The 14309-nt window shown below is 38.2% G+C and carries 11 protein-coding genes; 8 read left to right on the forward strand and 3 right to left on the reverse strand.

The features are described 5' to 3' along the window. The first annotated feature begins 286 nt into the window (after nucleotides 1-286). A complete protein-coding gene (locus tag OLD84_RS08285) occupies nucleotides 287-1060 on the forward strand; it encodes a Cof-type HAD-IIB family hydrolase (protein WP_209461478.1) in 774 nt (257 codons plus the stop codon). A 110-nt stretch (nucleotides 1061-1170) separates the two neighbouring features. Here OLD84_RS08285 and def read toward each other — a convergent pair whose 3' ends face one another. Next, nucleotides 1171-1722 (reverse strand): peptide deformylase, encoded by a 552-nt coding sequence (gene def, locus OLD84_RS08290; protein ID WP_209461477.1) that lies wholly within the window; start codon nucleotides 1720-1722, stop codon nucleotides 1171-1173. Nucleotides 1723-1895: 173 nt separating this feature from the next. On the opposite strand from def, the gene OLD84_RS08295 reads away from it, so the two are divergent. The 5 genes from OLD84_RS08295 to lpdA all read left to right on the forward strand — a co-directional run bounded on the left by OLD84_RS08295 (nucleotide 1896) and on the right by lpdA (nucleotide 8058). Beyond that, nucleotides 1896-2606: a YkyA family protein gene (locus OLD84_RS08295; RefSeq protein ID WP_209461476.1), complete on the forward strand. Its 711-nt coding sequence runs from the start codon at nucleotides 1896-1898 to the stop codon at nucleotides 2604-2606. 672 nt (nucleotides 2607-3278) lie between these two features. Beyond that, on the forward strand, nucleotides 3279-4361 hold the full coding sequence (pdhA, locus tag OLD84_RS08300) for a pyruvate dehydrogenase (acetyl-transferring) E1 component subunit alpha (RefSeq protein ID WP_280953271.1): 1083 nt from the start codon (nucleotides 3279-3281) through the stop codon (nucleotides 4359-4361). Between the two features lie 3 nt (nucleotides 4362-4364). After that, a complete protein-coding gene (locus OLD84_RS08305) occupies nucleotides 4365-5342 on the forward strand; it encodes an alpha-ketoacid dehydrogenase subunit beta (protein WP_209461475.1) in 978 nt (325 codons plus the stop codon). 24 nt (nucleotides 5343-5366) lie between these two features. Then, nucleotides 5367-6647: a dihydrolipoamide acetyltransferase family protein gene (locus OLD84_RS08310; RefSeq protein WP_209461474.1), complete on the forward strand. Its 1281-nt coding sequence runs from the start codon at nucleotides 5367-5369 to the stop codon at nucleotides 6645-6647. Between the two features lie 4 nt (nucleotides 6648-6651). After that, nucleotides 6652-8058, forward strand: coding sequence for a dihydrolipoyl dehydrogenase (gene lpdA / locus OLD84_RS08315; protein WP_209461473.1), 1407 nt, complete (start codon nucleotides 6652-6654; stop codon nucleotides 8056-8058). A 241-nt stretch (nucleotides 8059-8299) separates the two neighbouring features. On the opposite strand, the gene OLD84_RS08320 is transcribed toward lpdA, so the two are convergent. Next, entirely contained in the window at nucleotides 8300-9151 is an 852-nt protein-coding gene (locus OLD84_RS08320) for a DegV family protein (protein WP_209461472.1), read from the reverse strand. Nucleotides 9152-9447: 296 nt separating this feature from the next. Between OLD84_RS08320 and OLD84_RS08325 the strand changes: the two genes are divergently transcribed. Next, on the forward strand, nucleotides 9448-10650 hold the full coding sequence (locus tag OLD84_RS08325; RefSeq protein ID WP_209461471.1) for a DUF4317 domain-containing protein: 1203 nt from the start codon (nucleotides 9448-9450) through the stop codon (nucleotides 10648-10650). A 185-nt stretch (nucleotides 10651-10835) separates the two neighbouring features. Here OLD84_RS08325 and OLD84_RS08330 read toward each other — a convergent pair whose 3' ends face one another. Then, complete coding sequence (locus OLD84_RS08330) at nucleotides 10836-12476, reverse strand: BCCT family transporter (protein WP_264917491.1); 1641 nt, start codon at nucleotides 12474-12476, stop codon at nucleotides 10836-10838. Between the two features lie 719 nt (nucleotides 12477-13195). Between OLD84_RS08330 and OLD84_RS08335 the strand changes: the two genes are divergently transcribed. Next, a complete protein-coding gene (locus tag OLD84_RS08335; protein WP_209461470.1) occupies nucleotides 13196-14056 on the forward strand; it encodes a polysaccharide deacetylase family protein in 861 nt (286 codons plus the stop codon). Nucleotides 14057-14309 lie beyond the last annotated feature (253 nt).

Here is a 14309-nt window from a genome sequence, read left to right on the forward strand (position 1 = left end):
TAGGTACACGTCCTTGGCCTAAAAAGTCCTTCCAGCGTTTCTTAAGCTTTTCTCTTAGGCGTTTTAGCATGTGGGCACACATCTCCTTTCAAAGATTTAAGAAAAGCAAAAAACGTTCTACCGATCCAATCCCTCTTATCTACAGTATAGTACGACTTTAGAGAAATTGAAATAATAATACTTTATTTATACGAAAAAATATTATTTATTGCTACTAAATTAAACGTTATACCTATTTTTTACAGAGATAAGATTCTTATACAGAAATGATGTTAGGAGACGAAAAATGAATAAAAAAATAGTGTTTTTTGATATTGATGGTACCCTTTTGGATCATGGGAAGCGAATTCCATCATCAACGATAGAAGCTATACAAAAATTGAAGCAGAATAATATATATGTAGCAATTGCAACCGGCCGAGCTCCTTTTATGTTTGAAGCTATTCGAGAAAAATTAGGTATTGAATCATTTGTTAGCTTTAACGGTCAATATGTTGTCTTTGAAGGTAGAACAATTTACAACAATGCACTTAGTCATGATGCGCTCGTAAATCTGTATAACAAATCAATGGACCATAATTATCCGATGGTTTTTATGAATGAAAAAGAAATGCGAGCTTCTGTTGATAAACATCCATACATTCGAGAGAGCTTTGAGAGTTTGCAATTTCATTACCCTGATGTAGATCCTTATTTCTTTCATAACAATCATATATATCAAGCCTTATTATTTTGTGAAGAAGGGCAAGAAAATCAGTTTGTTAAAAGCGCTGACGCATTTGATTTTATCAGGTGGCACCACTATTCCTGTGATGTTTTGCCTGGTGGAGGTTCAAAGGCTATTGGTATGGAGAAAATCATTGAAGCGAGTGGGTTAGATATAGGAGATTCCTATGGTTTTGGTGATGGATTGAATGATATAGAAATGATACGCGAAACAGGTACAGGAGTCGTCATGGGGAACGGCGTGCGAGAGTTGAAGGAAGTAGCGGATTATATAACAGATGATGTTGCAAATGACGGCATTGCTAAGGCATTAGAACAGCTGAAATTAATATAATAGCCATCACGGAAATAAAAGCAGCAGCTACTATAGAAGTAGCTGCTGCTTTTATGGTTGACGGTGGCGACTATAGGGGACATCCAGCGAAACCCGCACTGCTTGATGGTTTACTCTATCGGTTTTGCGTTATCTGGGACTGTGAACGGGTTATCTTTATTAATATGGTCGTAAAACATAATTCCATTTATATGATCAATTTCATGCTGGAAGATAATTGCCGGATAACCTTTTAATCGTAATTTTAGGGGTTCGCCATTCATGTCAGTGGCTCGAATTGTAATACGAGCATATCGTGGCACAAATCCTTCGACAGCTCGATCAACAGAGAGACAACCTTCCCCGTCTGATAAATATGATCTCTCGGCAGAATGACTGATTATTTTTGGGTTCACTAATCCATAGCTGTATTGTTTATCATCCGTATCTTCAAAGTGTATAGCAATCAATCTTTTGTTAATTCCGAGTTGTGGTGCAGCCAGACCAACACCAGCTCTTAGGTTATATTTATCAGCTGTATCTGGATCCTGACTATTTTTTAGAAACGTAATCATATCATTTAACAGTTGCTTATTTTGTTCACTTAAAGGGAGCTCCACTTCATCAGCTTTTGTTACTAACGATTTGTGTCCTTCGCGAACAATATCCTTCATTGTTATCATGCCATCGTCACTCCTTATTTTCATCAATTAATATCTTATCATAACTACCCTGTATAAATCATAAAATTACTATAGGACAATCTAATTAATAATCGTTATCAATTTTTCATTTGTTTTGTGTTATACTATTAAAACAAAAATAAAAATATACAGCTAGGTAATGGGAGGTAAACATGCATAAATATTTAAGGAAATCACTTATTTTTCTTACATTCACTTTTGGCGCAATCTTATCCGCATGTAGTGGAGAATCAACGGAAGAGCAATTACATAATCATTTAGAAGAAGCCGTGGTGCTAGAAGAAGGCTTTGAACAACAGCAAAATGAAATTACAGAATTAGAAAGACAAGAACAGGAGTTATACAGTGAAGTCATTGAATTAAATATGGAAGAATTTGATCAAATTCAAGAGATTTCTCAAGAAGCAATTGGAATCATTGATCAACGTTCAGAGGTTATGGAACTGGAGAAAGAAAGTATTGATGCGTCACAAGAAGAATTTAATAATATATCAGACTTAATAGATGATATTGAAGAAGAAGCGGTAAGAGAGAAAATAGAGGATATGTATACAGTGATGAGTGACCGCTATAGTGCCTATGATAACTTGTATGAAGCGTACATGATATCTTTGGAATTGGAAAGAGAGCTCTATACCATGCTACAACAAGAAGATATTGAACAAGAAGATTTAACAGAACAAATTACTGCAATCAACGACAGTTATCAGGACGTACTTGAAGCTAATGACCAATTTAATGAAGGTACAATAGAGTACAATGCTTTGAAGCAGGAATTTTATGAGCTATCGGATATAAATGTGGAATACGAGGAAAATCCAGCCAGCGAAACTTCGGATGCAGATGAGGAAGATGATGCGTAAGTCTTACAATTAAAGAAAGAGAAAAAAGGAACGAAATAAATCATGAATTACTTCGTTCCTTTTTTGGTGGATAGAAAAGAAGATAGAAAAAGGTAGCTGCATCAGCGGGCTAGGGCATTCTCCAAAAAGTATGGAGAATGCCATTTTTTTTAATTGTGCCTTACAATAATAATACAGTTTTATAAAGGGATTGTAACAGAATTATTGCATTTTTACTGCTCGTATAAGCGTTAAGGAACATAGACTAGGGACGCCACATCCAATGACAACGTCGATGCAACCCACGTCGTGTGGGCCGAACTAACATTTAGTGGGAGGTAGACTAAATACGTTGCGTCTTGTGCGTCGAATCCCCCACTGAATGAGATTTACTTTACGAAGTAAGGAGATATTTTAAATTAAAACGTTTCATCTACATAAAATAAATAAAACCAATACAAAGTGTTTGACCAATTATAGTTTTTGGGATAAGATTTAACTAGAATAAAAATTGTACTAACTAAATTTGCCTTAATTATGTAACAGATGATACTGTCACAATATTATTTGATTAATGAACAACAAAAGAGGGTACATAAATAAGAGCAAAAAAGTACAGATTTTTTCTTGAATTGGGTAGGCTAGGAAAGAAAATACTAAAATGGATACAAAGAAAGGAAGAGGTGAACTATTTTGAAACATGTACTTGAAAGTGTTGAAAGTCAGTTCGAAATGTTCCAAATTCTGAATGAAGATGGAAAAATTGTCAATAAAGATGATATGCCTGATCTATCAGATGAAGAATTAAAAGAGCTTATGCGAAGAATGGTTTATACACGTATATTGGATCAGCGTTCAATCGCTCTTAACCGACAAGGGCGCTTAGGATTTTATGCGCCAACAGCTGGCCAGGAGGCTTCACAATTAGGGAGCCAATTTGCTTTAGAGCAAGAAGATTTTCTTCTACCTGGATATCGTGATGTCCCACAACTTATATGGCAAGGCCTTCCTCTTTATCAAGCATTTCTTTTCTCTAAAGGACATTTCCACGGGAACCAAATGCCAGAGGACTTACATGCAGTAAGCCCACAAATTATTATTGGAGCAAATTATGTTCAAACTGCAGGTGTTGCTCTAGGAATGAAAAAACGAGGGAAAAAGACTGTCGCTGTAACGTATACAGGAGATGGCGGAACGTCTCAAGGTGACTTTTATGAAGGTATAAATTTTGCAGGTGCATATGGTGCGCCAGCAATATTCTTTATTCAAAATAACTATTTTGCAATATCTGTCCCTGTAGAAAAGCAAACGGCTGCGAAGACACTTGCACAAAAAGCAGTGGCTGCTGGTATTGAAGGTATACAAGTAGATGGTATGGATGTCCTAGCTGTATATGCAGCGACAAAGGATGCTCGCGATCGTGCAATCGATGGCGGAGGACCTAGTTTAATTGAAACATTAACGTACCGCTACGGGCCACACACAATGTCTGGTGATGACCCAACACGCTATCGTTCGGATGATCTAGATAACGAGTGGGAGAAGAAAGATCCAATCGTACGTTTCCGTAAATTCTTGGAAGAAAAGAATTTATGGACGGAAGAAGAAGAAAATAAAGTAGTAGAAGATGCAAAAGAGGATATTAAAAAAGCAATTAAAGAAGCTGATAATTATCCAAAACAAAAAGTAACTGACTTTATATCGAATATGCATGAAGAACTTCCAGCAAATCTTCAAGAGCAAATGGAAGAATATAAAGAAAAGGAGTCGAAGTAGATCATGGCACAAATGACAATGATTCAAGCAATCACAAATGCATTGCATACAGAATTAAAAAATGACGAAAACGTGCTTGTATTTGGTGAAGACGTCGGCCAAAATGGCGGCGTATTCCGTGCAACTGAGGGATTACAAGATGAATTCGGTGAAGATCGTGTGTTTGACACGCCACTAGGAGAATCTGGTATTGGTGGTCTTACTGTAGGTCTTGGATTACAAGGTTTTCGTCCAGTAATGGAAATCCAATTCTTCGGCTTCGTTTTTGAAACAATGGATTCTATCAGTGGTCAAATGGCTCGTATGCGTTATCGTTCTGGTGGTAGACACAATTCTCCAGCTACAATTCGCGCACCATTTGGAGGAGGGGTTCATACACCTGAACTTCACGCGGATTCACTTGAGGGGTTAATTGCACAGCAACCAGGAATTAAAGTTGTTATCCCTTCAACGCCACATGATGCAAAAGGACTGTTGCTTTCAGCTATCCGAGATAACGACCCTGTTCTCTTTCTTGAGCATATGAAGCTTTACCGTTCATTCCGTGGGGAAGTTTCAGAAGAAGAGTATACGATTGAGCTTGGAAAAGCTGATGTGAAACGAGAAGGAAAAGATGTAACGATTGTATCTTATGGAGCAATGGTTCATGCTTCATTAAGAGCAGCAGATGAGCTTGCAAAAAATGACATTGAAGCTGAGGTTATTGACCTTCGAACGGTTTCGCCGATTGATGTTGATACAATTATTGAATCAGTGAAGAAAACGAATCATGTAGTTGTAGCACAAGAAGCACAACGTCAAGCAGGTGTTGCTGCAAACGTTGTAGCTGAAATTCAGGAGCGGGCTATCCTGCATTTAGAGGCGCCAGTATTACGTGTTACAGCACCAGACACAGTCTTTTCATTTGCAGATGCTGAAGAAGTATGGTTACCGAACGAAAAGAGCATTATAGAAAAAGTAAACGCAGTAATGAATTACTAAATTTGAGATAGGAGGTTGTAAATTATGGCATTTGAATTTAAACTGCCTGATATTGGTGAAGGTATTCACGAAGGCGAAATCGTAAAATGGTTCGTTAAAGAAGGCGATGAAATAAAAGAAGATGATGTATTATGTGAAGTTCAAAATGATAAATCTGTCGTTGAGATTCCTTCCCCGGTAGATGGAACGGTTAAAAAGATTTCCGTGGATGAAGGCTCTGTAGCAGTTGTTGGTGATACGTTAATTTCGTTTGATGCAGAAGGCTATGAGTCAGATGAAACAGAAGAAGAACCAGAAACTGAGTCAACTTCCAATGGACAAACGGAAGATAGTAAAGAAGAAACCAAACAAACTGATGAAACTGAAAGTGATAAATCTGAATCGGATGACACACGTGTTATAGCCATGCCATCTGTTAGAAAATACGCACGTGACAACGATGTGAAAATTCAAACTGTAACAGGATCAGGGAAAAATGGTCGTATCTTAAAAGACGATATTGATAGCTTCTTAAGTGGTGATCAAAAAGCAGAAGCAACGGAAACTGCTGAAGAAGCCACACAAGAAACAGGTAAACAAGTATCTGCCACACCGCAAGCTGAATACCCAGAAACCCGTGAAAAAATGACTAGTATTCGTAAATCAATTGCCAGATCAATGGTTAATTCAAAAACGAAAGCTCCACATGTCACTTTACACGATGAAGTAGATGTATCAGAGCTAGTGGCACATCGCAAGAAATTTAAAGAAGTCGCAGCAGAACAAGAAATTAAATTAACGTACATGCCTTATGTTGCAAAAGCGTTAATTTCTGCTTCGAAGAAATATCCAATAATAAATGCTGCCATTGATGACGAAACAGACGAAATCATTTACAAGCATTATTATAATATTGGTATTGCTGCAGATACAGATAGAGGTTTAATGGTACCAGTAGTAAAAGGTGCTGACCGCAAATCTATTTTTGCCATTTCTCAAGAGATCAATGAGTTGGGAGAAAAGGCAAGAGATGGTAAACTGAAACCAGATGAAATGAAGGGTGCTTCAAATACAATCTCGAACATTGGTTCAGCTGGTGGACAATGGTTCACACCTGTCCTTAATTATCCAGAAGCAGTTATTCTGGGAATCGGGCGTATTGCTGAAAAACCAATTGTTAGGGACGGAGAAATAGTAGTTGCACCAGTACTTACATTATCATTTAGCTTTGACCACCGTATTGTTGATGGGGCTACTGCACAATTAGCTCTCAATCAAATCAAGCGGTTACTGAGTGATCCACAATTAATTATGATGGAGGCGTAGAGTTATGGTAGTAGGAGACTTTCCAATTGAGTTAGACACGTTGGTAGTTGGTGCAGGCCCAGGCGGTTATGTAGCAGCAATTCGTGCAGCACAATTAGGTCAGAAGGTTACAATTGTTGATAAAGGTGCACTTGGGGGAGTTTGTTTAAATGTTGGGTGCATTCCATCTAAAGCATTAATACAGGCAGGCCATTTAGCAGAACAGGCTCACGGTAACGAAGAATTAGGTATTTCAACAGAGAATGTTTCTGTAGACTTTTCTAAAGTTCAAGAATGGAAAGGAAAAGTAGTTAATAAACTTACTTCTGGTGTTGAAAGTCTTTTAAAAGGGAATAAAGTAGACATTTTAAATGGTGAAGTATACTTTGTTGATAAAAACACTGCAAAAGTTATGGATGAGAAAGACTCTCAAACATACAAATTTAATAATTGTATTATCGCAACAGGCTCATCACCAATTGAAATTCCAAGTTTCAAATTCTCTGATCGTGTACTGGATTCTACTGGTGCACTCAATCTAAAAGAAATTCCAAAGAAAATGGTTGTAATCGGTGGTGGATATGTTGGAACTGAACTAGGTTCTGCTTATGCAAACTTTGGTACAGAAGTTACGATTTTAGAAGGTACGAATGAAATACTTGGCGGTTTTGAAAAACAAATGAAACAAGTTGTTCAAAAGCGCTTGAAGAAAAAAGGCGCGAAAGTCATTACAAACGCAATGGCTAAAGGCGTTGAAGAAACAAAAGATGGCGTAACTGTTAGCTATGAGGTAGACGGTAAAGAAGAAACGGTAGATGCTGATTACGTTCTTGTTACAGTCGGCAGAAAACCAAATACAGAAGAAATTGGCTTAGAGCAAGTAGGTATTGAGACGGACGATAAAGGTTTAATTAAAATTGATAAGCAATCTCGCACAAACATTGATAATATTTATGCTATTGGCGATATTGTAGAAGGACTGCCACTGGCGCATAAAGCATCATATGAAGGAAAAATTGCAGCAGAAGTAATCAGTGGTGAAAAATCCGAAATTGATTACATCGGCATGCCTTCAGTTGCCTTCACAGATCCTGAATTAGCATCAGTTGGTTACACTGAAAAAGAAGCTAAAGAAGCTGGATATGATGCGAAAGCGTCTAAATTCCCATTCGCAGCCAATGGACGTGCATTATCACTAAATGATAGCGACGGTTTCATGAAGCTAATCACACGTAAAGAGGATGGACTAGTTATTGGTGCTCAAATAGCTGGACCAAATGCAAGTGATATGATAGCAGAAATTGGGCTTGCAATTGAGGCTGGAATGACTGCTGAAGATATTGCTTTAACAGTTCATGCCCATCCTACCTTAGGAGAAATTACAATGGAAGCAGCAGAAGTAGCTTTAGGAACTCCAATTCACAGTATGTAATAGATTGTATAAAAAAACTCTCTGGTGGTGTCTACCATCAGGGAGTTTTTTAAGTTTTTAAGTGTGCAAATTATAGAAGTGTTTCCTTGTCGGTGTATGTTTCGAAAGAGAGTCTTTGGTCACTCAAGAGCAAAGTGGAGTTACCGTCGGATTACCTTCTACCTACCCGAGTGGTAAGACTTTTATACACTCTTTTGGACTTGTGTAATTCCTCAACGTCTTTTTTGGTACGCTTTTTAGCTTAAACTTCTAACCCTGCAATCCCGAAACCACCAGGTCCAGAATGAGTAGAAATCATAGCACCTGCTAGCATCCACTTTATATTTATGAAACCATGTTCGATTGCGATTTCACCCATTCGCTTCCTAATTCCTTCATCTAGACCGATAGAGTAGATTAAATAGAGTTGCTCCCGATCAATGTCGTATTGATTTAAATAGTCTCGCATAAGTTTTTCTGAAACTTTCCTCATTTTTCCACGGTATTTTTTATTAGAAACAAGATTTCCGTCAATTAATTCAATTCGCGGTTTTAATTTTAACAAGGCCCCACCGAGATAAGCCACATTACTTACACGTCCACCAGCTCTTAAAAATTCCAGGCTGCCAGGTACGAAAGCGAGCTTTGATTTAGGAATAATAGCTTTAATTTTATCTACTAATTGTTCAGGTTCTATCGAGGGCTCCTGTTTTAGCAGGGTAACAGCATACATTACAATAGCGGTTAATCCACCTGTAACATTCAAAGCGTCAATGAGAAAAATGTTGTCAAATTCTTCAAATGCAATCACTGCATTTTGAAAGGAGGAAGAGGCCTTAGACGTATAGCCAATATGAACAATGATGCAATCAGGAAAGTCTGCATTTATCTTTGTGAAAAAATTATGATATTCATGAGAATTTGTAGACGTTGTAGAGGGTATATTTTTTGTCCGATCATAATAGTCATAAATTTCCTGTACGGGCAGGGAACCATCCAAATAATCCTCACCATCCATGATGATGTGCATTGGGACAACTTGCACATTATGTTCTAAAGCTAATACCTCTGGTAAATCTGCTCCACTCTCCGTCGATAAAATAATTTTTCTCATTATTTCCCCCCATTTCCATATAATCAAGCTGTTCCTGTTCCGGTTCGGTGTTTTTTTATACTACTCTAAATATACATGAAAAGGGGAAGGAATACATGGTATTTTTTAAAAAAATGGGTTAGGTGTGATTATAAAGGTCGTTTTTTTAATTGGAATGGAGTTTATAAGGAGATAAAAAGATTGCGAGAAGTTTTAAGGGGGGGAGTAGATTGATGCAACTGGTATCTATGTTAAAATAATAGAATGTGAGTATTCGCAAATACACACAGATAACCTAACTTAGGAGTGAAACAACTTTGGACAAAAATGACATAGCAAATATCCGTAAACAATTTAAAGTGGATAATGATTTATTGAAAATACATGAAATTTTTAATGTGTACATCATGAAGGAATCGAGTGATATTTACCATCACCAGAGTTCGCCATTTGAAATGCTGGAGACTGAACAGCAAGAGTTGTTTATGGATAATTTTAAGAAGGTGCTATCCGGTCAACTGGATGAAAAATTATTTGAATTAAAGTTTCAGCGTGATGTAGATAACAGCAGTCAGCTTATTCTCCATCAAGGCCTTTTAAGTAATGATACAGAAGAATGGAAGGGAGATATGCTTCAGCTCGTAGAAAAAATGATTAAGGATAAACAATACGAAATGGATATTGTTGTAACCTTTATTCGGGGAGAATATATGAGACCGATGAAAAATAGGAGTGACGAGGCGGAAGAAAGTGAGCGTGATACTGTTTATTCCCATCCCTTTATTTTATGCAGTATGAATAAAACGCAGGATCCGAAAAAAGAATTACTATTTGATTATGTTGAAAAGGAGTTTAAATATAATATTGTTGTAGATCCAATTATCAATTTAAAAGCACCCATATCAGGGTTTCTATTTCCTTCTATCACGGATAATGCTCAGGACGCGAATCATGTTCTTTATTCGACAGGAAAGAAAAATGAACTAAATTATCATTTTGTCGAAGAAGTTTTAAATGCGGAAGAAATCATGACGGCTGCACAGGATAAATTGGTTTTTGAGGAAATTGTAAAAAATGTAGCTGGTGATCAAAATATCAATACATCCACACTTTCGAATGTATACGAGGAGATTAATCGGGTCGGTGAAGAGAATGAAGAGGAGGATATACCGAAATTAGACTACAAAGATGTAGAAAACGTTTTAACAAGCAGTGGAATAGAAGATGTCAATACGGAAAAGGTTGAGTCCGCTTTTAAAACGGTGATTGATGATGAAAAGTATGAGTTTAAAGCAACCAACATTGTACCGAAATATAATTCGAAGTCTATTAAAATAGAGACGAAAATAGCGAATATCTCCATAAGTCCACAAGACTTAAGACATGTCCGTCAAGTCCATTTCAATGGGAAACGTTTCTTAATGATGGAGGTGGAAGAAAATACGGTGATTGAAGGATTTGAAATGATTCCGGAGGCTTTATTTCAAAAAGCGCCAGAGGATTCAGAGGATGGACAATGATACGCTGAAGCAAATTGATAACGACCTGTTATTTCATGACAAGCTTAAACGGCTAGCAACTATATTCATCATTCTAGGATGTCCTGTATCTTCTGCAAAAATGAAGCTTTGTTATGGAATTTTTTCAGCTCATCTAACAAAAAGCTGTCCAGAGTAGGGATACCCTTTCTGGACAGCTTTTTGTATTATGATTCTCTTTCATTTTCTTCTATTTCTTCCTTGTCAGCATCAGGAAGTGTTTTCTTAAATCCTTCGCGCATTCTTCTAAGTTCTTTTTTCTGATTTTCCTGGAAGTTCGGATCATGTTCACGCTGCTTGTGTTCCATTTCCAAGATGCCATGTTCGCTATTCAGTGCTTTGATGAGCGAAATGCACATAAAGATCATTAATATCGCGAACGGGAATGCTGCAATCAGCATGGCCATTTCAAGTGCCTGCAGCCCGCCGGACCACAATAGAACCGCAGCAGTTCCTGCAAGGATGACCCCCCAGATAAGTTTAACGCCCGTGCCTGGATTTAACTTACCTCCTGTTGTCAGCATGCCAAGTACAAATGTACCGGAATCGGCAGAAGTGACGAAGAAGGATGCAATCAAGAGCACTGCGACACCCATAACAACGGCTGCCATAGGCTGTGACTCAAGAAATGCAAATAACGCTACTTCATTGCCCGCTTCGTTCATTAATTGGTGGATCATGCCGCCTTGAGCTGCATCCATTTCCAATCCGGCAATACCGAAAACGGAGAACCAGAAGGCACTGAATATTACCGGTATAGCAGTTACCCCGATGACAAATTCACGAATCGTCCTTCCTCTGGATACCCGGGCAATAAAGGTTCCGACAAATGGAGACCAGCCGATCCACCAGGCCCAGTAAAAGAGTGTCCATGCATTAAGGAACTCTCTCTCACCAGTAAATGCATTCATGCCTAATGTCATACTTGGAAGGTTTTGAATATAGTTACCAAGTGTCGTTGTAAATGACTCGACCATCTGTACAGAAGAACCGAGAATGAATACAAAGGCCATCAATCCAATAGCAAGAATAATATTTAACCAGCTCAGGTAGCGGATCCCCCGGTTAATACCTGTAGAAGCAGATAGCATAAATAATACAGTGACAACTAAAATGACGATTAGATTGGTAATCAATGTATTTGGAATTCCGTCAAAGGTATAGCTTAAACCAGCTGTAATCTGTGTTGCACCAAGTCCAAGAGATGTTGCAATACCAAATACAGTAGCAAAAACGGCCAGTGTATCAATAGCAACACCCAAACGACCCTTAGATCGTTCGCCGATCAGTGGTGCAAAAGCGGAACTGATCAAAGCAGGAGCCCGGTGACGAAATTTAAAATAAGCCAGTGTCAATGCGAGCACCGCATATGTAGCCCATGGATGGAATCCCCAATGAAATAACGTATACTGCATGGACTCTTCTGCAGCAGACACGCTGCCAGGTTCAGCAGAAGGAGGTGAATAATAATGTGTTAAAGGTTCCGTGACTCCGTAAAATACGAGGCCGACTCCCATGCCAGCGGTGAACAGAAACGCAAACCAGGTAAAATAACTATACTCCGGTTTATCATCAGGCTTTCCAAGCTTGATTTTTCCATATGGCCCGAAAATCAAAAACAGTGCAAGCAAAACAAATCCTGTAGTAACTAACAAATAAAACCAGCCAAATGTCTCCGAAATAAAACCGTCAATTAACCCTAATACATAGTCAACATTTGATGGGAAGAAAGCCCCCCAAATAATAAATACGGATATTAACGCAATAGATACCCAAAAAACGGATGTAACTTTTTTGGATTTAATAATAAGACCTCCCTACAATTTTTTTGGCAGAGTAGGAAGTATAAAACTTTCCTACTTCTCACTGTCTAAAACTGTCACGTCCTAGGACGGCGCATAAATACTCGACCCAGGAAAAGATTTATGACAATGCCAGTACTCACTAGCACATCTTGGGACTGTGCGTAAATGCTTGTCCCACCGAAACTATTTGTGCGTTGTAAGTTTACCTATAGCACTCGCCATTAAAGGCTCGCACTACAAAGCATAAGATTTAAGAAAGCAAAGAACGTTTTCTTAGAATTCCTTTAGCGAATGCCGAGTTTTGTAATCAAAACTATTGTAGTATAACATAAGTAGACAACATGTCAATTTTCTCGACATAACAATAGCGAAATGTGTTTGCTACATTTATAAAGGCATCTCCTCGAATGGTTGTTTTGGAGCAGCCGCGTATTTGCACCTCCTTTCGTAATGCAAATTTAACACTTTTTTCTTATGCCATTAACCATGGTTTCTGGTAAAACATTCTGCCTTCACCGGTGTGGTTATTTTTGATGTTACAACAATTTTCGGGTACAAGTTATGTTTAGTTTGTACCATATGAGAAATTATAACCATTATGTTTGAGATACCCTATAAAAATAGAACTAAACCCTTAAGTTGGTGGATTCTGGGTAGGATTTTCTATACTTATCTATTATAATGAAGAAGTAATATACTTACAAGAAGGGGAAATACATACAATGAAAAGAAGCCTATTTTATATTACCATTGCACTATTATTTGTTTTGTCAGCATGCAGCGGAAACGATGAACCTGCTGGTGGTGAAGCAGATTCAGCCAGCCCGAACGAACAGAAAAATAGCGAAGAGCAGGTAGAGAACGACAATCAGGAAAATAACACGGAAGAGGATGTGGAAGAAACAGAGGAAGTTGTCGAAAGTGAAGAGGCTGCAGCTGAAACAGAGGAGCCTGAATATGAAGTTTCAGAGAACTGGTCGGTCGTACCAATTGACGATGCATCAAATGAAGAAGTAGTGCTGCTGACGATAGATGACGCACCAGATGAATATGGGCTGGAAATGGCTAAAACGCTAGACCAGCTGGAAGCAAATGCGATCTTTTTTGTAAACGGTCATTTTTTGGATACACCCGAAAAGGAAGAGATGCTTAGAGAAATTGATGACATGGGGTTTGCGATTGGAAACCATACCTATAGCCATGTTACATTACCCGAAGAAACGGAAGAGGTACAAAAAGAGGAGATTGTCGATTTAAGTGATCGTGTAGAAGAGATTATAGGAAAACGTCCAGAATTCTTCCGCGCCCCGCATGGCGCAAATACGGAATACTCAACTCAGATTGCGGAAGATGAGGGAATGACTGTGATGAACTGGTCATACGGTTATGATTGGGAGCAGGATTACATGGATAGCAACGCACTTGCAGAGATAATGGTCCAGACAGAGCTCTTAAGTAATGGCTCTAATTTATTAATGCATGATCGAGAATGGACAGCAGAAGCTCTAGAGGATATTGTCGATGGATTACGTGATGAAGGTTATGAGATTATAGATCCAGATTTGATTCAAAAGCCAGAGTAAATGAATCCCCAAAAGGCTAATCATCACTAGTGATGATTAGCCTTTTTTGGCAGTTAAAAAACCCTAAACTTTCCTACTGCTCACTGGCTAAGACCGTCACGTCCTGGGGCTGCGCGTGAATGCTCGCCCCACCGAAACCATTTGTGCGTCGTAAGTGCGAGTTTCATAAGCATCTGCCCAAGATATAACATAAATTTAAAAAGTATAACTAAAAGTAGTTGCAACATTCAATGTGTTATACTATAATATAACA

Origin of the sequence: Virgibacillus natechei (assembly GCF_026013645.1) — a bacterium.
Taxonomy (GTDB): Bacteria; Bacillota; Bacilli; order Bacillales; family Amphibacillaceae; genus Virgibacillus_L; species Virgibacillus_L natechei.

What these genes read in the sequence shown, in the direction of transcription:
- OLD84_RS08285 (WP_209461478.1), top strand. Translation starts at nt 287, where the DNA reads ATGAATAAAAAAATAGTGTTTTTTGATATTGATGGTACCCTTTTGGAT.
- def (WP_209461477.1), bottom strand. Translation starts at nt 1,722, where the DNA reads ATGATAACAATGAAGGATATTGTTCGCGAAGGACACAAATCGTTAGTA.
- OLD84_RS08295 (WP_209461476.1), top strand. Translation starts at nt 1,896, where the DNA reads ATGCATAAATATTTAAGGAAATCACTTATTTTTCTTACATTCACTTTT.
- OLD84_RS08305 (WP_209461475.1), top strand. Translation starts at nt 4,365, where the DNA reads ATGGCACAAATGACAATGATTCAAGCAATCACAAATGCATTGCATACA.
- OLD84_RS08310 (WP_209461474.1), top strand. Translation starts at nt 5,367, where the DNA reads ATGGCATTTGAATTTAAACTGCCTGATATTGGTGAAGGTATTCACGAA.
- lpdA (WP_209461473.1), top strand. Translation starts at nt 6,652, where the DNA reads ATGGTAGTAGGAGACTTTCCAATTGAGTTAGACACGTTGGTAGTTGGT.
- OLD84_RS08320 (WP_209461472.1), bottom strand. Translation starts at nt 9,151, where the DNA reads ATGAGAAAAATTATTTTATCGACGGAGAGTGGAGCAGATTTACCAGAG.
- OLD84_RS08335 (WP_209461470.1), top strand. Translation starts at nt 13,196, where the DNA reads ATGAAAAGAAGCCTATTTTATATTACCATTGCACTATTATTTGTTTTG.